The organism is Notoacmeibacter ruber (assembly GCF_003668555.1).
GTDB classification, from domain to species: domain Bacteria; phylum Pseudomonadota; class Alphaproteobacteria; order Rhizobiales; family Rhizobiaceae; genus Notoacmeibacter; species Notoacmeibacter ruber.
On the sequence record NZ_RCWN01000002.1, the window covers coordinates 60,147 to 85,013 of the forward strand.

At 59.6% G+C, this 24,867-nt stretch carries 22 protein-coding genes; 10 read left to right on the forward strand and 12 right to left on the reverse strand.

The window, feature by feature from the left end; translation table 11 throughout:
- Positions 1-204: 204 nt before the first annotated feature.
- On the reverse strand, positions 205-828 hold the full coding sequence (locus tag D8780_RS14825; RefSeq protein WP_121646652.1) for a VirC2 family conjugal transfer protein: 624 nt from the start codon (positions 826-828) through the stop codon (positions 205-207).
- Positions 828-1,523, reverse strand: coding sequence for a conjugal transfer ATPase VirC1 (locus D8780_RS14830; RefSeq protein ID WP_121646653.1), 696 nt, complete (start codon positions 1,521-1,523; stop codon positions 828-830). Before D8780_RS14830 ends, D8780_RS14825 begins: the two co-directional genes overlap by 1 nt.
- A 314-nt stretch (positions 1,524-1,837) precedes the next feature.
- Between D8780_RS14830 and D8780_RS14835 the strand changes: the two genes are divergently transcribed.
- From D8780_RS14835 to D8780_RS14860, 6 genes are all read left to right on the forward strand, one after another.
- A complete protein-coding gene (locus tag D8780_RS14835) occupies positions 1,838-2,323 on the forward strand; it encodes a DNA mobilization endonuclease VirD1/MobC family subunit (RefSeq protein ID WP_158598523.1) in 486 nt (161 codons plus the stop codon).
- 50 nt (positions 2,324-2,373) lie between these two features.
- A complete protein-coding gene (locus tag D8780_RS14840) occupies positions 2,374-4,152 on the forward strand; it encodes a relaxase/mobilization nuclease domain-containing protein (protein ID WP_121646655.1) in 1,779 nt (592 codons plus the stop codon).
- 46 nt (positions 4,153-4,198) lie between these two features.
- Entirely contained in the window at positions 4,199-4,432 is a 234-nt protein-coding gene (locus D8780_RS14845; protein WP_121646656.1) for a hypothetical protein, read from the forward strand.
- A 48-nt stretch (positions 4,433-4,480) separates the two neighbouring features.
- Complete coding sequence (locus D8780_RS14850) at positions 4,481-4,708, forward strand: hypothetical protein (RefSeq protein WP_121646657.1); 228 nt, start codon at positions 4,481-4,483, stop codon at positions 4,706-4,708.
- A 165-nt stretch (positions 4,709-4,873) separates the two neighbouring features.
- Positions 4,874-6,331 carry a hypothetical protein gene (locus D8780_RS14855; RefSeq protein ID WP_147440334.1) on the forward strand — a complete coding sequence of 486 codons (1,458 nt, stop codon included), beginning with the start codon at positions 4,874-4,876 and terminating at the stop codon, positions 6,329-6,331.
- Positions 6,332-6,452: 121 nt separating this feature from the next.
- Positions 6,453-8,942: a hypothetical protein gene (locus D8780_RS14860; protein ID WP_121646659.1), complete on the forward strand. Its 2,490-nt coding sequence runs from the start codon at positions 6,453-6,455 to the stop codon at positions 8,940-8,942.
- 37 nt (positions 8,943-8,979) lie between these two features.
- On the opposite strand, the gene D8780_RS16025 is transcribed toward D8780_RS14860, so the two are convergent.
- A complete protein-coding gene (locus tag D8780_RS16025; protein WP_281004584.1) occupies positions 8,980-9,114 on the reverse strand; it encodes a hypothetical protein in 135 nt (44 codons plus the stop codon).
- Between the two features lie 76 nt (positions 9,115-9,190).
- Here D8780_RS16025 and D8780_RS14865 point away from each other — a divergent pair, with 76 nt between their 5' ends.
- From D8780_RS14865 to D8780_RS14880, 4 genes are read left to right on the forward strand one after another with little or no spacing between them, the layout of a single operon-like run.
- The gene (locus tag D8780_RS14865) at positions 9,191-9,562 is read left to right on the forward strand and encodes a hypothetical protein (protein WP_147440335.1); all 372 of its coding nucleotides are present in this window, start codon (positions 9,191-9,193) and stop codon (positions 9,560-9,562) included.
- A gap of 13 nt (positions 9,563-9,575) precedes the next feature.
- The gene (locus tag D8780_RS14870) at positions 9,576-11,900 is read left to right on the forward strand and encodes a hypothetical protein (protein WP_147440336.1); all 2,325 of its coding nucleotides are present in this window, start codon (positions 9,576-9,578) and stop codon (positions 11,898-11,900) included.
- Between the two features lie 11 nt (positions 11,901-11,911).
- Complete coding sequence (gene virD4, locus D8780_RS14875; RefSeq protein WP_121646662.1) at positions 11,912-14,029, forward strand: type IV secretion system ATPase VirD4; 2,118 nt, start codon at positions 11,912-11,914, stop codon at positions 14,027-14,029.
- 38 nt (positions 14,030-14,067) lie between these two features.
- Positions 14,068-15,849, forward strand: coding sequence for a hypothetical protein (locus D8780_RS14880; protein ID WP_121646663.1), 1,782 nt, complete (start codon positions 14,068-14,070; stop codon positions 15,847-15,849).
- A 145-nt stretch (positions 15,850-15,994) separates the two neighbouring features.
- Here the strand turns inward: D8780_RS14880 and virB11 are convergent, their stop codons facing one another.
- From virB11 to D8780_RS14920, 9 genes are read right to left on the reverse strand one after another with little or no spacing between them, the layout of a single operon-like run.
- The gene (gene virB11 / locus D8780_RS14885) at positions 15,995-16,999 is read right to left on the reverse strand and encodes a P-type DNA transfer ATPase VirB11 (protein ID WP_121646664.1); all 1,005 of its coding nucleotides are present in this window, start codon (positions 16,997-16,999) and stop codon (positions 15,995-15,997) included.
- A complete protein-coding gene (locus D8780_RS14890; RefSeq protein WP_245412426.1) occupies positions 16,996-18,438 on the reverse strand; it encodes a TraB/TrbI/VirB10 family type IV secretion system protein in 1,443 nt (480 codons plus the stop codon). The genes virB11 and D8780_RS14890 overlap by 4 nt, the downstream gene beginning before the upstream one ends.
- Entirely contained in the window at positions 18,428-19,276 is an 849-nt protein-coding gene (locus D8780_RS14895) for a TrbG/VirB9 family P-type conjugative transfer protein (RefSeq protein ID WP_245412427.1), read from the reverse strand. The genes D8780_RS14890 and D8780_RS14895 overlap by 11 nt, the downstream gene beginning before the upstream one ends.
- A gap of 29 nt (positions 19,277-19,305) precedes the next feature.
- Positions 19,306-19,986 carry a VirB8 family type IV secretion system protein gene (locus D8780_RS14900; RefSeq protein ID WP_121646666.1) on the reverse strand — a complete coding sequence of 227 codons (681 nt, stop codon included), beginning with the start codon at positions 19,984-19,986 and terminating at the stop codon, positions 19,306-19,308.
- A 57-nt stretch (positions 19,987-20,043) separates the two neighbouring features.
- Positions 20,044-21,282 carry a TrbL/VirB6 family protein gene (locus D8780_RS14905; protein WP_121646667.1) on the reverse strand — a complete coding sequence of 413 codons (1,239 nt, stop codon included), beginning with the start codon at positions 21,280-21,282 and terminating at the stop codon, positions 20,044-20,046.
- Between the two features lie 7 nt (positions 21,283-21,289).
- A complete protein-coding gene (locus D8780_RS14910; RefSeq protein ID WP_121646668.1) occupies positions 21,290-22,081 on the reverse strand; it encodes a type IV secretion system protein in 792 nt (263 codons plus the stop codon).
- Entirely contained in the window at positions 22,078-22,218 is a 141-nt protein-coding gene (locus D8780_RS15780; protein ID WP_158598524.1) for a hypothetical protein, read from the reverse strand. The genes D8780_RS14910 and D8780_RS15780 overlap by 4 nt, the downstream gene beginning before the upstream one ends.
- The gene (locus D8780_RS14915) at positions 22,215-24,575 is read right to left on the reverse strand and encodes a VirB4 family type IV secretion/conjugal transfer ATPase (RefSeq protein WP_121646669.1); all 2,361 of its coding nucleotides are present in this window, start codon (positions 24,573-24,575) and stop codon (positions 22,215-22,217) included. Before D8780_RS14915 ends, D8780_RS15780 begins: the two co-directional genes overlap by 4 nt.
- Complete coding sequence (locus tag D8780_RS14920) at positions 24,568-24,846, reverse strand: VirB3 family type IV secretion system protein (protein WP_121646670.1); 279 nt, start codon at positions 24,844-24,846, stop codon at positions 24,568-24,570. Before D8780_RS14920 ends, D8780_RS14915 begins: the two co-directional genes overlap by 8 nt.
- Positions 24,847-24,867 lie beyond the last annotated feature (21 nt).

Genomic DNA, 24,867 nt, shown 5'->3' on the forward strand with positions numbered 1-24,867 from the left:
AACGCGATTTTACCACTCTGGAACTGCACGACTACGCGGGAGACAGCCGCTCAACCGACGAGATCTCGCAACGATCCGTAGCACAGCCCGACAAGGAACGGCCCATCTCTATACCCGGCCTGGGTCACCGTCGTCTGTCGCGCCACACGTCCACACTTAGCGCACGAGAATAGGGGAGGGGAGGCGCCGCGATGCCATTGCCCCTCAAGGCAATTGTTTCGCTCGCTTGGCTTCCGCCCGAAAAAAAGCGGCGAGAGCCGTGCTTGCCAATTTTCGGCCGAAGGCGCGGGTGCTTTCCAGCCCGAGTGGATCGAAATGCGCGCGCGCGACCGATACCAGCGCAACGGGCATCATCCGCGATGTCTGGATGAGCGCGCCCTGATCGCTCAGTCGCACGGTCTCGTAGCTGGAAGGGCATTTTTTATAGCCACCGCTTTGCAGCAGGGCCTCGTAATCGTCGAGAGCCCTGCGCAGGATCATTTGAAGCGCTTTCGACGGCCGATACTGACGGCACAGCATATCGAAGCTCGGCGAGACACCCTTGGCTGGCAATACCGCCGACACGAAAACCTGCACCTTGGGTTCGGGCTCGGCATCCTCGATCGGTCGCAGCATTGCGGGCGCCGGCACGGCGGCTTGCAGGGGAGGGGGCGTTGGAGCGTCTGTCGGCGGCGTTTCAACCCTTTGCCGTCCCGGCTCACCTTGCTGCCTGGCGGAGGGGGTGGAGCTATGGCGCGGCGGGAGCGAGTTGGCCGACTGCGAATCGTTGGCGGTGGCCTTGGTGCGGGCTTCGGTCACTGAAAGGCGGGGTTTTCGAATCGCCATCATTATCCCTCCAGCGCGTGCTCAACGAAGTTGCGCATCTGGCCAAGTTCTTCCATCGCCGCCTGGTGATTACGCTGGTGCAGCCGCATCGCCGGATTGGCGAGCATGTGCTGCAGGGTCATATGCAACATGCCGCGCTCCTTCATCGCAGCGTATGCGTCGCGCTCATGCATGGAGGGATCGAAGAGCGGCAGTGCGCTCAGCATGTCCATGACGGATTTCTGCGAGACGGTCATCCGCCCGACCGGCACACGCTGGCGAAGGACCGCCGTCGGCACCGACAGATTTTCACCCATCAGCAATTCGATAATGTAGCGATATGTGGCCAGCGCCTCGTCCATATCGAGCGGCGTCAGCATGGTTGGTACGATCAGAAAATCCGACGAAGCTATGATCGTGTTGTTCAGTTCGCTGGAGCCGCCATGGGTATCGGCGAGCGCATAGTCAAAGCCGCGCGACTCCGCCTCCTCATAGGCCTGCTCCAGAAGCTCCATCTCGTCGGCGACGAAAACGTCGCACTGTTCGTCCCAGCTCTCATTCGCCAGCGCGTTTTCGCGCCAGCGGATAAGCGGGCGGTTTTCGTCGGCTTCGAGAAGGGCAACGGTCTTCGCTCCGGCAGCGAGGGCGGAACACAGACCCATCAGGGCTGTGGTCTTGCCCGCACCGCCCTTGAAGGAGCAGCAGGTCACAAGTTTCACGACGCAATTCCTTTATGGCAATCATCAGGATAAAAAGGCTTTTGTAAAAAAGTACGTTTGTAATACTGTTTTGATTTATGATGAAAACATGGCAGACGAAGCAGAAATAGGTTCAATATTTCGATACGGACCCTTACGTTTTGTGATCGACGATCCAGGCGAATTCTCTTGCGCCGCCCGGAAAACGGATCAATATAGCTTTGTATTCATAAGCCAAGCCGGCGTTTTTTTGCTGGTTTACGACTATTATTTATTTTACAGCGCGCACGTTTTTCTCGTTTTTTGACCGCGCCCTTTATTTGATGAGTTTTGCCATGAACGCCAACGGGCACGACGTTTCCACCGATCTTTTGTTCTCAACACCGGCCTCCACCGGCAACGCCGCGCCGAAAGTCGCCGGCTCCGGAACCGACCCCAACGCCTATAAGGTTGTGAGCGTGCGACTGCGCGCGGCCGAATATGAATGTCTGTCGCTTCAGGCAAAGGCACTCGGCCTGTCGAACAATATGGCGATGCGCGTTGCCGCAAGGCGGATCGGCGGCTTTCTCGAAACGGACGAACAGACACGCCAATTGCTGCAGGATATCACCGACCAGATCGGCGACATCGCCCGCGCTCTGAATGACATCGACAATGTTTGTCGCAAACACGGCAAAACTGATCTGAACCGCCTGGCGACGCTTAGGGCCGCTTTCGGCCACGAATTCGTGCAGCTCGATGCGCTGCTCCGCTCAATTCTGAACCTGTCGCGCCGCCGCGTGGATGGCCGATTGATGCTGCAAAAGGCGATGCTCGGATGAACCGGCATGCCCTCATATCTCAGGCCATAGAACCGGGAGGCTAAATCCCAATGCCGCAAGCGATCGTAAGGGTCGTGCCCAATGGAGGGGCGAAGACGGCAGGGCAAATCAAAGACCAATGGAACTATCTGACGCAGTATGGCGCAGTCGATCTACAGTGCTCGGATCGCCATCAGGGCGTGACCGTTCCGCGCAACCGCTTTGCCGCTGACGCGGCGAGCTGGGAAGCGCAGACAGGCAACGAGCATGATCCGCATCGCGCGGGGCAGGATCTGACGACCCATCTTGTCGTCAGTTTCGCCCCACCCGATGACCCGGACGATCCGGTTCAGATGGAAATCTATCGCCAGCGCGCATTCGCCGCGGCGAGGGGCTGGGCGAACCGTATGTTCGGTCCCCAGCAGGACAGCCACGCCAATGAATACGACTATCGGACCGCCTTTCACACAAACAAGCCACACCCGCACCTTCATATAACCGTCAATAGGCGCTCGACCCACGGCGACTGGCTGAAGATCTCGAAGCGGGATGCATGGTTCAATTACGATAACATGCGGAAGGTTCTGGTCGACGCGGCCTTTGATTGCGGGATCGAGTTGGAAGCGACCTCGCGGGCCGAACGCGGCATCCATGAACGGCCGATGACTTATGCCGAATATCGCCGTCAGGAGCGGACGATCATGCAGCGGCCTATTACGTTGGAAGAGCACAACCGCCTCGAAGCCGAACGCCGGGCAGCCCAAGGGGATGCCCGCAACAGGGTCGGCATGGATCCGGGTGACGAAGACACACTCGAGGACGCCATGCAGGATGCCGGCGCCTACACACCCCTCCCAGACGTGAACGAGAATGGTGGAGAAGGGCCTGCCAATGCGCCGCCACGACGCGGCCGGACCGACGAACGCACCGCCGAGGATCTCCAGCGCGGTTGTACACCTCCTCCAGCCCATGAAGCAGACCAGGATGACGGCGGCGGACTTCCGCCTGGCGACGATCACGATGACGGCCATAACGCTGGAGGTGGCGGGTCCGACGGCAGCAGCGACAATGACGATCACGGCAATCCGCCACCGCCCCGTCCGCGGCGGCGCAGACGCCCCAGCTTCGACAGCCTCTACAACGTCACCGACGAGGAAGATGGCAATGATGATCTCGACGTCGGCGGTTCCGAGATGTCGCAGCAAAGAGAGAGCGTAAACGACGGCGACCGCAGACAGCAGGAGCGTTCTGTGAGCCGGAATGCAGAGCCAGCAACCGGTCCATCCTGGCAGTTTCGAGACACCGAAGCCCGTCGCAAGCGCCGGGCGGCAGAGAATGAAGATAAAAATCAGCCTAAAGCCAAGCGCGTGCGCACTGGCGGCCGGGTCGAAGCGGCCGAGGCTGGCCCCAGCAACGCACCGGTCAGTGATCCGCCCGCACCGGATAGTCATTCCGTCCCGCAGACGGAAACCGGCGGCGCGCAACGGAAGCGTGGCAAAGGAATTGGCGACGGCAACGCGTCAGGCCATCCCGTAGAGATGAGCGCTGCAGAGGTTCGGCAGGAACGCCGCATTGCCACGCCGAAATCGCGACGGGGTGGCAATCACCCCATGGAGTTGCGCGATATCGAACGTCCGCAAAAGCGAAAAGCTGGCAAGGATGAACTCCAGGCTCAGCAGCCGGCCAAGCGTGCACGCCGAAACGCACAGGATGGTGACGCAGCAGCCGATCCGAGCAGGCAACCACAGCCGGAGCGGGAAGGCACCCACCAGATGGACCTGCGCGACACCAAAGCCCGTCGCGAACACCGGGACAAAACGCGAGACGATGGCGGACATCGCGAGCGCTGAGCGACCGTTTCAACTCAACGACCAAAGCAGAAGAGGACGAGACACAATGTATAAAACTGAGACAAACGGCAGGCCCATTAAACGAACGCCCGGCCCGGTCGAACTTCCTTTGGCGGCATACGAGTGCATCCAGCCATTTTCGAACAGCGACCTCCAGCACAGTCCGAATATCGACGCTGTTGATGCGGCATCGGCTGAGCTCGAATGGATGGCGCCGACACCGGGGCCCGCCGAACGCTTATTCGGCGACGGCGGCAAACGGAACATTCGCACCTCCTGATCGGCCGAACAGCAAACCCCAATCAAATGCAACGAGAAGGCTTCTCTCATGACAGACCAGACAAAACACAATGCCGCCGCTCTCAAGGACCTGGCTCAGCCTCAGCCTGTCAGTCACGGATTGCGCAAGGTCGCCGCTCAAAGGCCGCCAGAACCGACCAACGACTGGAGCGATTACGGCCCGACATTACGAGCCATAATCGATGAGGACATCTCCACCGCACTGGCCGAGTACGAGGCTTGGCTCGAGGCCGGCGAGATCTCTCCCAACCCATAGAAGAATTTCAAAGACCTTTTCTAATATTTATTTACAGGTGATATTATGGCTCCAGATGATGAAATGTACGATAGCGAAGAATATGGTCCTTCGGCACAGCTTCAGAGCGAGAATAATCTCGGTCGGCGAAACAGCATCGCTTCCATCGGTTCCGAAAATGGTGATATGTTCGATGGTGAAGAATACGACCCTGCATCACCGCTTCAGTACGAATCTGATCTTGCTGAACAAAACAGCGCTGCTTCCAACATCTCCGACGATGATGGGATCGACTTAGGCGATCTCGATGAGGCACTGGAAGCGGCCAATGCGGAAACGTCCTCCCGGTCCCACCTCTATGACAATCAATGGGTGGCGGACCCCATGGCGAAAGATGACGACTTTCGCGTGAGGCTCATTCCCCGTAGCGAAGTGAGCGCCGACATCGATCTCAGCAAGGAATGCGTTCTGCTGCCCGATGAAGGCAAAATGAGCAAAAGCTTCGTCACAAAAGGCGTGGCCTATGAACAGGCAACGCGCGAAGCCAAGGAGCTTGACGCCGATCTCAAGAAACTTTGGGAAGGAAAGATGGAGGCCGCCGATCTCTCGCCACGTTCGATGAGCGGGATCGACCATAATAATAGTGCTCCAGTCTACGAAACGCCCAATGGTCCTCAGCAACAAGCCTCGAACTGGAAGAATCCGAGGCAGAATGGCAAATATCTGCCAAAGCTCATCTATCGTGACCAAGACGGGCAAGTCTGGGCCAGCCACGGCAAGAAGGACCAGGATCTGGCTGGCAAATCGCTGGATGACATACGTGCGCAGAAGAGCGCCGATATCTGGGTGGTTTCGGAGCGAGGCCAGCCCCAACATGTCGACGATCTAGCGAAGGAATACGGAGCTAATTACGCCAAAACGCGGGTCGGTTTGCAAACCGGTGCTGTGCGTGAAAGACCGCTGCCGGATGTGACACTTCAGATACCTTCAAAGGTCGGTGACAAGGTCTACTACGCCGCAAAACGAATTGACGCCGCACCTTTCATCAATGGCAAACATGCAAACCACGCCATCGGCCATGCGCTGAGAAACGGCTCACTTGGCGAAAAAGGCACAGGCACGGAAAACGTCCGCCTGTACGTGTCCAACTCGGCGCGGGACAGCAATTGGACGCCGTCCTATCTCAAAGACAAGCAACCGGCCCGCTACAAAGAAATCGATGCGAAGTTCAGCGGTGTTTTGTCGAAAAAACTTTTTGAGAAGGATCACGTTCAAGCCAGCGAGTTGTCATCCAAAGAACGCGACAAGCTTTTCGTTGTCGATCCGGACGGCAAGGAATCGACGGCGCAGGTCAACCATGAACGCGTCGAAGGTTTGAATGGTCGTAAGCTGACGGAGGTCTACACGCCGGACCGGATACAGGTTCCGTCCGGTAAATATGGCGCGACCACCTCTCTGGACAAACTGATGGACAGCAAGGACCGGGCGATCAGCCAGCATATTGCCAATGTCGCGGGTGTGGAGGCGCGGGAAGGCGCCGCAAAGCACAATAATATTCGTGACATACAGCGCCCCGGAAAAGACGCGGCGAGAAAGGTCGGGCTCGATGAGCGCTCAAGGGAATCCAGCGTCGTCAGCGTGTAACGGCAACAAGATGCTCTCCAACAGTTGAGCCAGAGCGTGAACGGGACGGCGGTATCGGAAGTGGAAGGTTCGCTCCTCGCTTTCAGCTCTCCCGTTCATCGAACCAGAGAAGGAATTTCCGATGGTCGAGCTCAAATCCAGACCCGCGCGGTACAAATCCAGCACCGACCGACGTGCCAGCACGGTGAGTGCTATGATCGACGCGCGAACGCAGCAGGTTACAAGAAACGCTTCGCGCGATTTCGAACAATACGCGGCGATGGCCGACCCGGACTATTTCAATAGCCCGATCGAGCTCAAAACGCAGCGATCAGGACTTTCCCGCCGAATAAGCCGCGAAGCTTCCTTCGACAAAAAGGGCAACCTCAATCTGACCGAGCGACACGGGTCCACGGAAACCAGGCTGTTCATCGCCAGCAGCCCATTGTCCGAAGACGATTGTAAGCGTCAGAAGATCGACCCATCTCACGCCGGAAAGATCGAGATGGCGCTGGATGTCAGCGATCGCCACGGCTACAGCCAGCGCACTTTTCTCGTCGATCCGAACAATCCAGAGGATCGAACGCTGTATTCCCTCAAACAGGGCGACTATAGCGACCGCTATTCCGAGGAATGGCAACAAGACGAGAACGGAATATTTCAGGAGCAATCGTTCCGTAGTGGCAACTATTCGCGCGAACTCGGACGGCAAAATTCAGACGGCTCGCGCGACCTTTACGTCGTCAACGGACGGAAACAGTCGCTCTACCGCATCGAAGAAGATGGCCGCGTCACGCCGCAGATGCGCAGCACATCGACGTTCTCAAAAAACATCAGAATGGTCGAAGGAAGCGGCGAGACGCGCTCCCGGACGGATATTTCTCATTTGCGCGGCCTTTACCGAAAATCCTACGAGTCGCAGCTCGATGATCATGGCCATCGCATGGATAAGACACATACCGGTCGCCGCGTGGGGCTCTATGAAAGCAAATACAGGCTGGATCCAGATGGCCAGCTACGCTCGAGAAAGCGCTCTTTCGGTTTCCTTGCAAGCAGGACCGTCAATTATGAGGGCGGCGGAAATACCAAAGACGTAAAGGTCAAAGTCCTGGGCGTTAAGGTCCGCGATAGCCAAAGAGGCCGCGATAACGGCCGGGCATTCGACGACGGATGGAATTTCAGAAGCCCGACGAGATCGTCCAGCCTTTCCAGCCAGACGCTCGGGCGAAATTCCTTTCCTCACGCCTCCTTGGCGGAGCGAAGGGTAAATTCGCTTGCATCGAACCGTTCAAATTTTTCGTCGACCTCGCGCCGAACGTTCAGAGTGCCACCGCCGCGTGACGGAGCGGCCGAGCTACCAACAGGCCGACCGACCGGACTTCGTCATTCGCGCATTCCCGTCCTTAAAAGACAGGATTTCAGTGCGGCCTACTCGGCCGATCACCAAAGAACCGGTTTTAAGGAATCCGTGTCTCCCGAGGTTCAGAAAGGCGACGATCATGGTGCCCGGCCAAAGGCCACAGAAGACGAACTTGAGAAAATGCTGCCGCGTCAGCGTGATGCATACGCGCCGTCCCCCCAAGACACATCGCTCGACCACATAAATTCTCTGCTTCGAGCCAAAGGACTGCCCGAAGTCTCGCCGCAAACCACGGCTCGACTTAATGGTCCGGCGGGAGCGCCCACATATGCGCCCCACGACCCCCCGGTCCTTCCACGGCGCGGCCCGACCGAGCGGCCCCCGGAGAGGCCGCCCAAACTGATAGACACGCAATCGCGCGAGCCTTCTTCATTCGCGCCTGCCTACGCCCGCGTCGAAAATAATGTCTACCGCGACACCAGGTTGATCGAGAAGGAGCAGCCGAACAGCGATTTCATAAAGAAGATGAAAGCGGGCGACGCGTCTGTCGACATCGCCTTCAGCAACAAGAACGGCAATCTACTGATGACTGCCAGCTATATGGAGAGCAAGGAGACGCTGAAACCGGTTCTGGACGAGAGGACCAAGGAGGCGGGGATCGACAGGTCTGTCGGCCAACGCACTTTCAAAGGGAAGAAGCCCGAAATCCTCATCGATACACGAGACGGACGTCTTCTCGGACAGGATCATCCGGAAATCGTTGCGGCGCGTGGCGACAAATCCCTTGTCGAAGCGTTCGGAGAGAAGCGAGTGCTCGTTCAGCGCGGGGCGATCAGATCGATCGCTAACGGCGCGCTCGAAAAACAGGACGGCGAGAAAGACGCGGCGCGAACCTTCAAACAGACGATCCGGGAAGCGGTCAACCGACCGGGAACCGCTGCCGTCGCGCGAGACGAGAAATCTGCGGATAGGGATGTCGCTCGCGGCAGAAAAGCCGATCCCGGAAGAGCGGCCAAAAACGAAACGCCAAAAGCGCCGGAAGTCGACTTGACCGCCGAAGAATTGGACTTTCTCGGATCCGGCTCTTCAAATTCGGACCAAGCCAGGAGGGACGGTGGAACGACCGGTCGTGATAAGGACGGCTATGTGTCCGACAGCGACGATGACGGACCGGTTGAAGACACGCCACGGCCGGGCCGTGGCAAGGCGTTGCCCACCCAGATTGCCAACGACACGACACTGGATGCGCGTCCGCAGCGCGGGCGCGCGTAGAAGTTGGCGGCTGAGAGATGCTGAGAACCGCGCTAAACTATGCCGGTGCTGTCACGCCGCCGCCGCCCATGCCGCCTTCGGTTCGGCGTGGTGCGATCAGGGTGCGTCGGTTAGGCGAAACCGCTGTGGCCGCCGGATCAAACACGACCCGGACACGGGCGGCAGGAGCCATATCTCCATCTCAACCGAAACAGCCGATCAAGCCCCGGCCGCCAATTAAGCCACGCCGTCTGCCTCGACCGGGCACGGTGCGCACGCTCCAGCAGCAGATGGAGCAGCGGCGACAGGCCGGCCTGTTTACGGCCAGCCGTTTGCTGCGGGAAGGGCGCGACAACGATCGCACCACCGGTTTCGCCCGAGGAGGCGCTTCGCTCGAGGATCATCGGCCGCGTGGCGGCGAACAGCCGCCGGTCAAGCAGCTAAAGGAGCGTGCAGAGGAACGCCGTTCGACGCATCAAAACGCCCTCGAAGGCGGACCATCGACCGAGCGCCAGGCCACCCAACCAACCGCCACGCGCCGAGAGCACAGCCGACCGGATCTGAACGATCATGAGAGGTCTCCGTCCGACATCGCGCGCGATCGCGGCCTCGACGAGCGCTCACGCACCCATGTTCGGTAAAAGGACGCGCAATATGGCAGATGATGATAGGCCCAGCGCCGAGGATGTTTATCACACTGCTCCCGAGAGTGAGGGAGAGGGATACGAGACCGCCTGGGAACGCGCCCATGTGCCTCTCTCGGCGCGGCCGCGAGTTCGATCCCGGTTTGCGGAGACCCCGCCCTATGCCTCGCCGGAGCCACAGCTGGTCGTGGACTCTTTCGTGACAGACCCGGACCGAGATGCCCCGACCCGGCCCGAAAGGTCGATCGAACCGAGAAACGTCGAGTCCAATGATGCTGGTCCGAAACCAACGCGTCAGATGCTCGTTCACGACGTTCTACCCATCGAGAGTTTCAATGATGATGTTCTGATCAGCGATGGCGCGCCGGACGGCCGCCCCGACGAGATGATCTTTCTGACCCGACAGCAGTTCGCAGAGAAATACGGTCACGCTCCAACCCCCGAAGAGATGGACGAACGATCTCTACTTCTCCGCGATGAGGACGAAAACTACCGGACGAGGGAGGAGGTCTATCGTTCCATAAAGATCGGCAAATCCGTCCCACGCGGACAGCGCCAGGCGCGGCGCGATAAGATATTCGCCGAGCAAATGGCCAAATATGGGGTCAGCACTCAACGCTTTGGCAAGGCCCAGAATTGGAGCGATTATCTCGACACGCCTGCCGGCAGCCGATGGCAGCGCAAGAAATTCAGGAACCCTTTGCAGTCGGGACAGGACAATCCCGACGTTTTGATGCGATCTGCTGACGGCGCATATCTCGCAATCTATCCCAAATTGAGGCCCGATTTCCATCCGCTCAGTATCGATGAGATCGGCGCAGAGCGGGGAGACCGCAACGTTTGGCTGAAGGGCGAGGACCATACCTACTACAACCTCAATACCCTATCCAGCAGTTCGGCGAGCTCTCTTTATGATGAATTTCTGAAGACCACTAATCCATACCAATTGCCGAACCTTCTGCTGCGACGCGACCGTGTCGCCTATGTCGCCGGCGAGACATACGATCTAGCCCTGAAAACGGCGAGAGAGACCGGCGGCAGACCCAACAATCCTTACGAGGGCGGCGTGCTCATGCGGGCACGAAACGGCAAGTCGCTGGTCAAACCCTCGACGCTGGAATGGCTGGGGCAGGAGACCTACCGGGATGAGCACTATTCCCGACGCGCAAACGAAGCACTCGCCATACCCGACGAGATGCAAACCGATCCGGAAGAAAGGGGGCCGTCCCTTCTCGTCGCCGATCCCAAAAATCCCCGTATCTATCTCGACGGAGAGATGTTCCAGCTGATCACCGGTCACAGGATTGCCTCTCAGCCGGATACGGCAATCCTTGTCCAGAACCACAACCAGCGCGGAGGGACAGGCAATTTCGCCACCCTTGCCTTCGTGCTCGACCCCGAGAACGACAAATCGCTGACGACCGAGCAAAAGACGCTGATCGGGCGCGATGTTAGGCTGCATGAATGGAATCCCGGGGAGGGGTTCAGCACCGACACATCATCTGCCGACGAACAGCATAATCGGACGCGCCCCCTGCCTGGCGGAAAGCGCAAAAGGGAAGCATTCGTCTCTAGCCCCGCGGCGGTAGCCGAAAGCTCAGCGGATGACGCGCAGTCTCCTCCACGCAAGCGCATCCGACAACGGGCTTCGACAAGGCTAGCGGCACCTCTCGTTCGCACCGCGCTGAAATCCGCCTATCTCAAATTCGGGGGCGAATATTTCACGACACGAAAAGTGGTCGAGAAGTTTCCGCGACACGCGCAGACACGGGCGATGATCAGAGGCGACAGGAGCTGCGATCTTCTGTTCAAGGCTCTGGACGGTCATACCGTTCTGCCCGGCGGTGAACTTCTTAAGCAGACCGGGGAGGCAGGCCGTGCGCGTATTCGGCGAGCCGGTCTGCCGCCCTGCTTTGCCGGTCAGTCATCCGATGCGCCAGCAGGCCCGCCGGCTCTGATCAATAGCGGAGATGGCCGCCTGATCCCGTATGACAGCGCGACGGTCGGACGAAACCTCAAGGGACGCTCGGTCATCGAGACGTTCGGACCGGATCGCACGATGATCCGCATGGAGAGCGGCGGCTACCGAACCTATGCCGCGACACTTCATTTCGGCGATCCCGTCTCGGTCGAAGCCGCCTCAGCGATCGGTGTGGAGCCGCGCGAGAGAGTGCGGCAGGTCGGTCGAGAACAGGACAATTCTTCCGAAAGCGAAGGCCTCATCTCCTGGTCGGAGAGCGACTATGGCGGCCGGGAAGAGCGCGTCGCTACCGAACCGGCAGAACCGGGACGGACCGACCGCAGCCGGTCACGGCAATCCTCGATAGGTATCTGAAGGGAAACAGGATGAACGCCAACGGCAAAATCTTCTCCACCCTCCTTTTCGCCCTGATCTTCTCTCTTCCGGTCGGGTGGCTGGTCGCGTCGATCTATGTAACCCTGGCCAATGGTGGTGGCATGGCCGGGCTTGCGGAACTCGACCTTCTGGCCTTCTGGTACGAAACGCCGTTCTATCTCGGTTTTACGACCCGCCAGTTCTATTGGGGGCTCGGCCTGATGGGCGCCACAAGCGTGGTGCTTCTCGCCGTGACTGCGGCGCTTTCCTTCAAACCCAAACATTTCGGTACGGCCCGCTGGGCGGGCTTCGGCGAGATGCGACGGCTGAAATATCTACGGCCCTATCGCAAAATATCGGGACCGATCTTCGGCAAGACGAAAGGACCGCGGACGCCCGGCCTTTATCTCACCAATGGCGAACAGCCCCATAGCCTGGTGGTCGCGCCGACGCGCGCGGGCAAGGGCGTCGGCGTGGTCATTCCGACGCTCCTCACCTTCGATGGATCCGTCCTGGCTCTCGACGTCAAGGGCGAACTGTTCGAACTGACATCGCGAGCCCGCAAGAAGCGCGGCGACCGTATCTTCAAATTCTCTCCCATGGACCCGGATGGCCTGACCCATTGCTACAATCCTGTTCTCGACATCGTTCGCGTTCCCCCGGAGCGGCGCTTTTCCGAAGCGCGACGGCTGGCGAACAATCTGATTGCGGCGAAAGGCAAGGGTTCGGAAGGCTTTATCGATGGCGCCCGCGATCTGTTCGTCGCCGGCGTGCTGGCCTGCATCGAACGCGGCAATCCGACCATCGGCGCCGTTTATGACCTCTACGCCCAGCCCGGCGAGAAATACAAACTGTTCGCCCAGCTCGCCGAAGAGAGCAACATCGCCGAGGTGACGCGCATCTTCGACAATATGGCGGGTAACGACACCAAGATCATCACCTCCTACACCTCGGTTCTCGGCGATGGCGGGCTCAACCTATGGGCCGATCCGCTCATCAAGAACGCCACCAGCCGTTCCGATTTCTCGATCTACGATCTACGCCGCGATCCGACCTCGATCTATCTTTGCGTCAGCCCGAACGATCTGGAAGTAATCGCCCCGCTGGTGCGGCTCTTCTTCCAGCAGATCGTCTCCATCCTCCAGCGGACCATGCCAGGCGATGACGAGGTTTTCGAGGTCTTATTCCTGCTCGACGAGTTCAAGCATCTCGGCCAGCTCGATGCCATTGAAACCGCCGTCACGACGATTGCCGGCTATAAGGGCCGGTTCATGTTCATCATCCAGAGCCTGTCGGCGCTGACCGGCGCCTATGAGCAGGCTGGCAAGGAGAACTTCCTGTCCAATACCGGCGTGCAGGTCTTCATGGCCACGGCCGATGACGAAACGCCGGAATACATCTCCAAAGCCATCGGCGAATACACCTTCACAAACAAGACCGTCTCCTACAGTCACAAGGAGTTCTTCGATTCCAACATCCAGAAATCCGACCAGGGCTCGCCGCTTCTGCGACCCGAACAGGTCAGGCTTCTGGAAGACGATATGCAGATCGTGCTGGTGAAAGGCCAGCCGCCGATGAAGATGCATAAGGTCAAATACTACGCCGATCGCTATCTCAAGCCGCTCTTCGAAGGACAGGAAGGGCCGCTGCCGCAGCCCGACCCGATTCCGCTGACCGCCGGGAAGGCGCCGCCCGTCCTGCTCAAGGAGCAGAAAGAGGCCGGGCCGCGGGGCGATGAGGAAATTATCGACGACGACGATGATTTCGATGCGGCAATCGATGAAACCGAGGCCGACGAGTTCGATCCCGCGGAACAGGGCGCCCCGGAAGAGGATATTCGCCGCAGCCGCACCGCAGATGCGGCTGCGGTGCAGCAGCAGGCCGCGGCCGCGCAGTTCGATCAGAATATCCGTAACGCAGCGGCAGCTGGTGCTGCGGAACAGGCGCACGCGACGGGCGATGCCGCCAACCCGAGCGCGCCGCAAGTCGGAGGCGAAGGCGGAAGCGGCGGTGTGGATGCGACTACCGAACAACCGGAGACGCCCGCCCAGGCCGAGCAACGGAAATTGTTGGAGCGGATCATCGCGCTTCAACAGCGCCAGGACGGACAGTCGCTGGAACATTCCTGACCTGCCGGTCATCCGAATAAACCCGAAAGGACGACGCCATGAGCGATTACGAAAATGCCCAGGAGGCGACGCGGGAGTTTTTTGAAACGCTAAGCAAGACCGCCAGGCTTCGCACTATCAGGCGTTTACAAACCACGAATTCGTTGGAGGCAAGCCAGTTCGAAACGGCTGCTCAGCAACGCTTTCTCGAATTCAAGGACGACGTCATCGCGCATGAAGCCTATCGCGACAAACCGTTGGGTTTTCTGGATGATTTAAAGTCGAACCATGATCTTCTTTTACATGGCATCGATCAGCATATCGCGCCTGGACACCAAAGCGTGAAGGCGCGCGAAACGCTTTTGAATGCAATAGGCGCGGCCGATGACTTTGATGATGAGCGGTGGCATTCGACCGCGCAATCCTTGAACCATCAGCTTGGCCATAACTTGAAGAAGAATTTTTCGGGCGCTGATCTTTCATCACTGGCCGAAGCGCAAAATCGCTTCGCCGGTAGTCTGCAAGATTATGTCAAGGATCTTAGTCCAATGCGCTGTTCCGATGGGGATAAAGCGGCCCAATTCCGAACTAAAAAACAAGAGGCCTTATTGGAACTGCGAAAGACGCTGGCTCTCTCCGATAAACAGATCGGGGAGTGGAAGGACAATTGGGGCGACAATATTCTGAGACGCTTCGACGAACGGACAAAACACCTGGACCCTGGACGCGAACGAAGCGACCGCAACGCGCAAATCGTAAATACCTATTTCGAGGATCTCGATAATGAAGCCAGATTGGCGCGCCTCGTGGCGGATCGGGCAGAGCAGCGGCTCATCGGTTTCGGCAAGGAAATGATCGCCACGGAGGCATACAAAAAGGCCAGTGGCTTTTCAGACCAAGTGCGATCGAGCTTCGAGAGAGTCAGCTCCTCGATCGATGATCATGTCTGTCCGGGTCCGGCAGCAATCAGGGCGCGGCGCGGCCAGTTAAATTGTCTCGAGACCTATCTGCCGAAGACGGAAGAAGACCGCCGGAAGATCAGGACCGGCGATGACAGCTTCCTTGGCCAGGAACGGTGCCAAAGAATAGCCGAAACCCTCAACCGAAATCTGAGTGAGAACCATGGAAGCAGGCTGGAAAAATGGGAGGCGGGTGAAATTCCGCATCTTCTTCTCGACATGGACGCAATGCAAAACAATCTGCGATCGGGAGTGAGGAATAACGAATCCATTCATGCCGATGGGCGGAGGATCGACCCTTCTATGCCCGATATGGCCGACAGGCTTGCCGAGCAGTCGCGGGCGATTGACGCAAGGAAACATGAAATAAGGAGCGTGGTGGGTGAAGACTTCTTCAACCGCCTGGAGCAAAAAACCGGCGATGAACCGAACAAGCGCAAGCTGAGCCGCGATGATAGCGAAACAGGACGTCCCCGTCAGGTTCGACGGCTCTCCGCCGGTTCCCGTCCGGAGCCGGCCCTACAGGACGATCAGGCGGACATCAGCACCGCGTCGGAAGCATCGCGATCTCCTTCACCTGTCCGTGAGGAGGGTGAACGGCGCTCTTCGTCACCCAATCGTCAAAACGAGCGGGTCGACCTCGACCTGGCTCTTATCGGCGTCGATGACCCAACGGATGAGCAGCGCAGGATCATGCGCGACTGGGCTGAGCCCGGCCAACTGACCCATGACCGGCTCATGGCGATGACCGGCGCGCCAGAACGCCTCGACCTCAGCGATGATGCCTTCTCGACCGAAAGTGAGCCGGAAGTAGGAAACACCGCTCACGACCGCTCCGAAAGCGATCGCTCTCGCGAACGCAGCCAGAGCGCTGGCCGGTGATGGCAGACTGACGCGCAAACTGGCTTCGACCTGGCCCCGAGGTCTCAGATCGTTCCCCTCGCGATCGCAATGACCGATCGCATCATCGGGATCTTCAGCCTCAAATGCTGCGATGGCCTCTTCAATTTCCCTGGCCTCTTCAGGATCAGTCGTCCATATTCTGCGATGGAAGATAGATCTCGAGGACGCCCCGGCGGCCCTCTCGACGCCCGACCTGCACCACGAGGTCGATCGTCCGCTTGGCGTAATGGATGATCTCCTTGTGCGACATCCGCACGCCGGAGCGCATCACCATCAGCGCGAGGCGGTCAAAGGCAAGATTGGGACTGTCGGCGTGGATCGTCGTGATCGCGCCTGGATGGCCGGTATTGATCGCTTCCAGAAAGTCATAGGCTTCCATGCCGCGGATCTCTCCGACGATGATGCGGTCGGGCCGCATGCGAAGGCAGCTTTCCAGCAATTTGGAGGGCAGGCGCTCTGACTTCTCCTTGCGTTCGGAGATCAGCCCGACCTGGTTCTTATGTGGCGGGAACAGCTCCTGGGCATCCTCGATCGTGATGATCCGCTCGTCCAGATCGCTCATCGCGATCAGGGCACGCGCCACCGTTGTCTTACCCGACGACGTGCCGCCGGAAATCAGAATGTTGAAGCGCTCATCGATGGCCTGACGGAACAGCCCCTGAAGGTCGCCACGCTCGGCCATATCGGCGATAGCGCGGTGGCGGGCCTGTCGCTCGTCTTCAACCTTGATCTGGCCGCCATCGACGAAGACGATCTGCTTGCTGTCGAGCGTCTGCGTCAGATATTTGCGGATCGAAAGCGACACGCCGTGTTCGATGGCTGGTTCGATGACCACCTGTACGCGCTGCGGCTGACCCCAGACCATGACGCGGCCCGATACGATGGGATGCAGCGCGCCGAGAGTGTTGCGCGTCTCTCCCGCAAGCTGCGCGCCCAGCCTCTTGATCGCGTGAGGGGGCAGCTCGACATCGATCTGATGCATGTGGACCGCCCCGGCCGCCTCGATGAAGATCGAACCGTCGGGATTGATCACAAGCTCGTTGACCTTGTCGTCGGTCAGATAGTCGCGGAGCGGACTCAGATACTGCTCAACATAGGAGAGTTCGCCGCGGGGCGCATGGACGTTCATCGGAACACCAGATCACGGTTGACGAAGACGCGGATCTCCTCGCCCTGCGGGATGCGGATGATTGGCGGCAGGTTGAGGAACTTTTCCAGGAACCCCTTGCCCTGTTCGGCGATTGCGCCACCGACCGACGCGATCATCTGTCCACCTCCGCTCTGGCCGCCACCACCGCCACCAATATTGATCGTCGTGCCGCTGCTGGAGGACGAATTGCCGCCAATGGAGCCGAGCGCTGAGGGCACCGCGCCAATGGCGCTGACCAGAACGGCAGCACCAATCTTTTTCATATAACGGTTGTCGACATTGCCCGCCGTGCCAGAGCGGCCGAGCTTGTCCGCCCCGGTCGAGCCGAGGGCGATCGACTGACCCTTGGGCGTGATGGCGCGGTTCCAGGCGATCAGCACCCGTTTCTGTTCCAGTTGAACCTCATTGTTGAACTGGCCGACCAGGACCGTGCCCGCCGGCATCAGAATACGGCGGCCATCGAAGGAGAAGACCGGCTCCATCACCTGAGCGCGGATATTGCCCGGCAGTTCCGTATTGATCGCTGTTTCCAGAACAGCCGAGATGATGGTGCCCTGCACGATCGTGCGGGAGGGATCAGCGAGCGGCTGCGACAGGGATGTTTCCGTCACGCTATCGGCAGCGGACGCCAGAAACTGCTCGTTCTGATTGAGAATGCGTTCGGAGGCGTCACCTGAAATGCGCGGTCCGTGTCTCGGAGGCTTGACGCCATCGTCAACGATCACCCCAGAGGACGTTCTCTGCTCTTCTTCCAGCGATTGCGCGTCTTTCATCATTTCCAACTGCCGCTTGGCCTCTTCCATGGCGCGGCGACGTTCCTCTTCGGCCTGGGCAGCAGCGGCGCGCAGGCGATCGTTCTCCCGCTTCATCCGCTCCCGTTCGTCATCGAGCTTGGCATTCATCTTGGCGGTGTAGCGATCCATCGCCTTTTTCAGCTCATCCTTGGAAAGGCCTGGATTCTTCTTGTTCTGAAGCGCTTCCAACTCTTTCTGAAGAGCGGCGAGTTGCGTTTTCAACGCTGCATTCGGATCGGTTTTATCCTCTACCTCCTCCGGCGGCGCCGGAACGTTGAAATCAAGCCGGATGTCCTCTTCGACTTGCCTGTCGACCCCAAGGCCAACCCGCGAGGTGAGGGCCGGGTCGTCGCGTTCCAGAATGCCGAAGATTTGAAGCGTACGGGTCGGCCCGACCAGAAGCATGAACAGAGCCAGCGCACCTCCCAACAAAGCGAGCGCCATGGAAAGCGGAACGCTGCGTTTGCGCCCCTTGCCCGTCTGCCGGGCGCGGCGCTCTTCCAGCAATGCCTCACGCTCCCTGCTTTCCTCCTGCCGCGCCTCAAGCGCCGCAGCCTCATCGACCTCGTCATGCGGGTCGTTATCGGTGTGGTCGCCATCGCCGTGGTTCCGATCATCCTGCATGGCGACCTCCTCTCAGAAGCTTCGTGAAGAACCCGGCGTCGCTTTCGCCGGCGGCCTGGCTCTTATGGGCTCCGGCCTTGCGGGGGTGCGGCGCAGGCGCGGCGCGGACGACCGCCTTGCTCTGTCGGATAACGCCGGCCTTGCCGATGCAGACGGACTCATCGCCGATCCGCAAAACCCAATAGTCGGACGTCCCGTCGACGACGATGCTGCCCCCATCGGTTCGAGAATTCACAAGTTCCTCACTCTTGTCCGGCCCCACCTTGAAGATGGCCGGGCGAGGGGCGCCCTTGGGCAGCAGAAATGTGGTCTGAAGCGTGTTGTCCTGGACGGCGATAGGCCGGAACGGTGCGAAACCGGAGACCAGATAATTGTTGTCGACCGGCCCGTCGACGGCGAGGCTCTCGTCAAACTCCGCTTCCTCGCCGGGATAGCTAAAGATCGTTCGGAACGACTGGCGCGCCACCTCGCCGGGCTCGATCTCGCCGGCGCAATGCAATTCGAACGTGTAGACGCGGCGGTCGGTATAGACCGTCATATTGGTCAGTGCATTCGGGACGATCGGCTTGATGCTGACCACGTTGCCGGCATTCAGCTTTGTGATCTCCCACGATGCGCTGTCGCCGATGATGATCGATTCCACCACCTCGCCGGTGTCGAACTGCACTGCGGTGATCGACTTCAGATAGAGGTCGAGACGATAGACATTGTTCTCGTCATAGACGTAGCGCTTGATACGGCTATCAGTCTGCGAGGCGATCGGCGTCTGCTCGGCCTGAACAGGCCCTACCAGGCAGAACCCGGCACACAGAAGAATAAGCAATCTCTTGAAAAACATGACAAAACCTCGAAATTTTTGTTTGAAAATCATTGGTCGGCAGTCTCCGCGTCGATGCGGTAGGAAAGAACCTTGAAGCCGAGCGGGTTCTTCCAAACGGATTCGAGCGTCGCCTCTTCCTGCGGCTCGAACTCATAGCCCAGTGTCGCCACGAAGCTGCGCGTCGCGGTCGGCTTGCCTTTTTCCTCGCGCAGCTTGGTGATGCGCACCCGTGCCAGATCAGCGTTGCCGCGCTTGGAGGACGGTGTCTGAGAGATCGACTTCACGACCACGCGCACCCGCACATCCCCGCCATAGACGTCGGGCGGATATTGGCGCGATCCCGAATTCCAGATTGCCGCCAGCGTCTCGGCGGCATTGTCGGTGGAGCGCTTCATGACATCGGGAATGCGGACCGAATTGTCGGCGGGATCGTAGGTTTCGCGATCGACGACATAGGAGACCAGTTCGGCCTGCAGCACGGCATCCTGCTGCTCCAGCGAGGCAGGCCGGACCTGGACGATCTTTTCCGCTTCGCCCGTTGTCTTGTCGACCATCACGACATAGGGGCGCTCTTCGCTGAGCGGCAGCATGACGAGCACGCTTACCAGAGCGAGAACCGCCAGGACCATCGATCCGAGAGCGATCCGCGCCCAACTGTTTCGCTGCTGGCGCAAGGTGAAGAAGACTTCGTCCTCGAAAGCATGTGGCGTAGGTGTTGTGTCACTCATGGCTATGTTCCTGTTGGCGCCGGCAAGCAGACGGCTCGCCGGCCTCGCGATCACTCTTTAACTGCGGTTCAGATTCTGCTGCTCCGGTGTTTCGCCGGATTTGCCCGACCGCCCGCCGGACCCGCCACGACCACCGGAACCGCCGGTCGCTTCCAGATGACGGCGTTCTGGACTGACCCTTCGCCCCTCGCTGCCCTTGATGTTTTTCGCCAGCCGGTCGTCGCGCCGCTGGGCACGCTGACTGGCGCTCTGGCGCATGGAATTGACCGCCGATCGGGCAATGGAATATCCGCTGGCGCCTGCCTTCCTGGCGCGGTTCGCCGCGCCAGCGCCATCTCTGGTGCGGCTGATCGTCGACCGGCTCATGGCCAAGGTACGCATGGTGTTACGCTGGACCATTGTGGCTGCGGCAAAAGCTGCGCCCGCACCCACGGCGGCGACCGATGAAGACGCCAGGGAACTTGCCATCGTCGGGATCATGAAGAGCAGCACCAGCGCCGCGATCATGACGAAGAGGAAGCCGAAATAACGCGTCTTGTGCAGGCTGCTTGCGTCGGATGCCGTGAGGATCTCGCCGGCAATGTAGAGGACGATCGCCATCAAAGCCGCCGTCAGCAGCGGGATGACCACGAAGCCCATGACGAAGCGGGTCCAGCTCTCGAAATATTGCCGCGTCTGCTCGGCCATCAGCATGCAGAGCGCCAGCGGCGCCAGACTGATGGAAATGATGAAGCCGATCCGACCGATCAGCACGATGATTGCCGAGGCGGCGGTGAAAATGCCACCGATAATGAGGATCAGCGCGCCGGTGAAAACGTTGCGGATCGATTTGCCGATATCGAGGATGGACGTATCGCGCAGGAAATCATAGGCGATCCAGACGATGGCATGGGCGAACTCGTCCATCGCCGCATAGGTCTTGTTGTCGGCAGACTGGATGATCGCCGGATCGAGCACGTCGGTGCGCAGGGTGCGGATATGCAGCGCCACGGCCTCGATCATCAAGCCCGCATAGTCGTCCGGCACTTCAACCAGAATGGTGTAGATGCCTTCGAAATTGGCCCATATGGTCGCGAAAGAGTAGATCAGAATATATCGCAACCCCCATTTCAGGTATTCCGAATAATTGATCGTCCTGAACTGCACGAGCGAGTTGATGGCGATGAACAGCAGCGCAACAAGCGCCACGATCTGCAGTGCATTCCGGATGGGATCGGCCACGCCTTCGAAGATCAGCTGAACATACTCCCTCAGCTCTTCTTCGATGACATTGCCAAGATCGGAGATCACGCCCATGACACGTTCACCGGTTGAAGGTCTTCATATCGATGAAGGTGTCGTCCTGGCCGACCTCCCCACCCAGCATCATGAAAAAGCCGCCGGCAACCGAGGCCAGTGCGGCCTGCGTCCGCAACGTCTCGTTGATCTGTTGGGCGACCTCGATCATCACGCGGGTGTTGATGTCGATACTGGTCTTCAGATCCTCGCTCGCCGCCAGTGCGGTCGCATATCCATCGAGCCGTTCCATGCCGGCATTGGCCCGCTTGTAGGAGGCTTCGGCCGTCGAGGCCGCGATGGCGCCCTGGGATGACAGCCGGGCGACCATCTTCTTGCTCGGCAGTTCATCGTCCTGAAGCGCGAATGCGTCTTCCAGATAATAGTTCTCGCGGAACTTCTCGAAAGCGGCGACCATGGCCTCCGGCCCTTCGACCGCGCCGCCCATCGCTCCATCGGCCATTTCTTTCAGGCCGAGACCGCCTTCGCGCCCGGTATCCTCGCCGAGATCGGGAAAATCCTTCGGCCCGGTCTGTGCGTCGCGAATGGATTCAAGCATTTCCTGCTGGGTTTGCAGGCTGGCGAATATCTGGCCGATACCGCCGCCGATATACCGTGAGAGCTGGACGATCTTCATCAATTGCTGGATGGCGTTCTCGTCGAAGCTCTCATCAGCGTCATCCGGCTTGGTGGGTGCCGTAACCGTCGGTTCGGTTGCCGGCGTCACGACGTCCTGCGCAAGGACCGTGGACGGCGTCGCTGCGGCGGCAATCAAGGTGAGGGCGGTGCCGCTGATGGCGGCGTGAAGTGACTGTCTCATGCCATGGCCCTTTCATCGATCTGGCCATCCAGGGCTTCCCAGATGCAGGCGCAATTGTTCTTGCGGACGGCGGGGACCGACTGGCACGCGGCCAGGCCTCCAACCGCCACGATGAGCACAAGCAGGATCGTTCTCATTGCAACATCTCCATTTGAAAATTGTCACGCTCACGCCAGCCAGCCGGCGCTTTCTCGCCGCGGCCGCCGCCTAGAATAGCGATGCCCTTGCCAAGGGCGCTGAGGTCGAAATCCAGCACCACGCTGTCCGCGCCGGACTTCAGCAGAACCAGGTGATTGTCGACATTGCTGGTCTGCAGGAAGGCGCTCTCAGTCGGCGTCAGGTGAAGCGGCTCCAGCTCCGCCTCGGTGTTGAACGAGCTGGGATAGACCAGCCGCGTCACCGAGCTTTCCAGAATGGCGTCACCGGCGGCGCTGTTCTTGATGTGCGAGACGCGCTGCGTCATGAGGACCACGGCGACGTTCTTCTTTCGCATGGTCAGCATCCAGTCTTTCAGACGCGCCTCGAAATAGGGATCATCGAGCAGCTTCCATGCCTCATCGAGCACCAGGAGCGTCGGATGCTCGTCCTCGACCAGCCGTTCGATGCGACGGAAGACGTAACTGAGCCAAGCCGTGCGCACCCGGTCATTGTCGAAGATCTCGGTCAAATCGAATGCCGTCAGGCGGCCATCGAAAGCCAGGGGATCGGAACCCTTACCGCCGAACAGCCATCCGAACTGGCCTGTTTCGTCCCAACGGCCGAGGCGGTTGTAGAGATCGCCATCATCATCGGTGGACCGTAGCTGGCTGCGGAACTGCTCGTAATTCTGAAGGCGTTTGTCAGCCGTGACGTTTGACTGGACAGCGTCGTTCAGCGCCTGAATCTGGATGGGATTGAGAGGCACGCCCTCGTTTTCGGCCAACGCGTTCAACCAGTCGGAGAGCCATGCGGCGCCCCGCGAATCTGCTTCAGCCTGCATCGGGTTGAAACCGGTATCGACGCCCATGCGTACCGAAGAGTAGCGCCCGCCCATCGCGCGGATCGCCATTTCGAAACCGTTGTCCTTGTCGAAAACGATGGTCCGCACATCCAGCCGGTTGGCCTGACTCAGCAGAAATGCCGTACCGAGCGTCTTGCCGGAGCCGGTCTGACCGAGAACGAGTGAATGGCCCACGGTTCGCTGGCCCGGCTGCCCGGCAAGATGGAAATTGAAACGGAAGGTTTCACCGCTGGCCGTCGGAAGGATCGTCACCGCATCGCCCCATGGGCATTTCTCCGGCGGGTTGCCCTTGGGCAGGCCGTGCATGGCGCAAAGGTCGGCGAAATTCTGCGACGAAATCATCGCGGCACGGGTGCGGTAGGTGAAATTGCCGGGATGCTGGGCAAAGAACGCCGCCCGCGACGAGAAGTTTTCACGGACGATGGCGGCGCCCGCATCCTGCATGGCCCTCGTCACATGGGCCATGGCATCTTCCAACTCGTCCTCGCTCTGGCAGAACAGCGCGATACTGCAATGATGATCGCCAAACACCACACGGCCCGACGCTACGTCGTCTTCGGCCTCTTCGAGCTGCGCCATCAGAGACTGGGCCGCGTCTTCCGCCGCCTTCATCTGCTTGCGCACGCGAGAGATCTTGCCTTGCGCGGTGATGTTGTCGATCGGCGTGAAGCTCTGCGTCACCACCGTATCGTAGGGCAGGTTCAACCGGTCCAGAATGCCGGGATAGGTATCGGTCGGATAGTCTTTCACCGAAACGATGGTGCCGTAGCGCCCGCCCGGCTGATCGAGACTGTCGCAGTGGAAATACTTGCCGTGAAAGGTGACGTTCGAACTGGCGAGCATATCGGCGAGCGGGGTGAACTTGCCACCGGGCACCAGGCGTCCGTCCGAGCCGTCGACAACGGTACGCAACCGGCCCAGCCACTCTCCATCATGGACGAACAGACGCCGGGGTTTGGCCTCGGAGACGCCAACCATGCAGGTGTTGATCATCTGGTCCAGGCGCAGCGCCCGCACCTTTACTTCCTCGCGGCTGAAGACGTCCTTCGTACCCAGAAGGCTCATCAGCCGCGCGACGCGCTTTGGCGGGCGGATGACGAGGGTTACCATCGTCACGCGGTCGCGCAGACCGACAGTCTGCAGATAGTCCTGCCAGCGACTGTCGATTTCCTCGTTGAAGGGATGGCCGCCGACAGGTTTGGCGCTGGGCCGTGTCTCCACCGAAATACGATGGACGTAGTAGGCGACATCGCCCCGCTGCTGCGCGATGAAGCGAGAGAAGGCATGGCAGAGTTCAGCCGTGAAGCGGTTGTCTATGGTATCAGCATTGATCCCCTCGACGGCGAAGGACGCCATCAGGTCGCCGTCGCGCAGCATGATCGTCCGGTCGTCGACGATGCTCAGATAGGGCAGGCCGCTGACCAGCCTTTCGCCCTTTCTGGCGCTCTTGTCGACAACTGTGCGAGTAGCGCGGGTGGTCGGTGCTTCAAGCATGATAGACCAGCCCTTCGCCCTTCATCAGCTCGGGCGACATGCGGGTCTTCTGCACGGTCGCGATGAAGACGTTGATGATTTTGGGGTCATAGGCGGCGAGCCCGCGAAGCGCGGCGTAACCGACGCTGCTGACCGTGATCAGATAGATAAAGGATTGGCTGAGGATGAACCCGAGCATGGTGATGACGATCAGCACGACGAGGTAGAGGATCGGCAGCCCGGCAAAGGTGACTTCGCGCGTCAAGCCAATGAAAAGCGGTGTGTTCTGCATGGCGGTTTCTCTGGAAAGGAG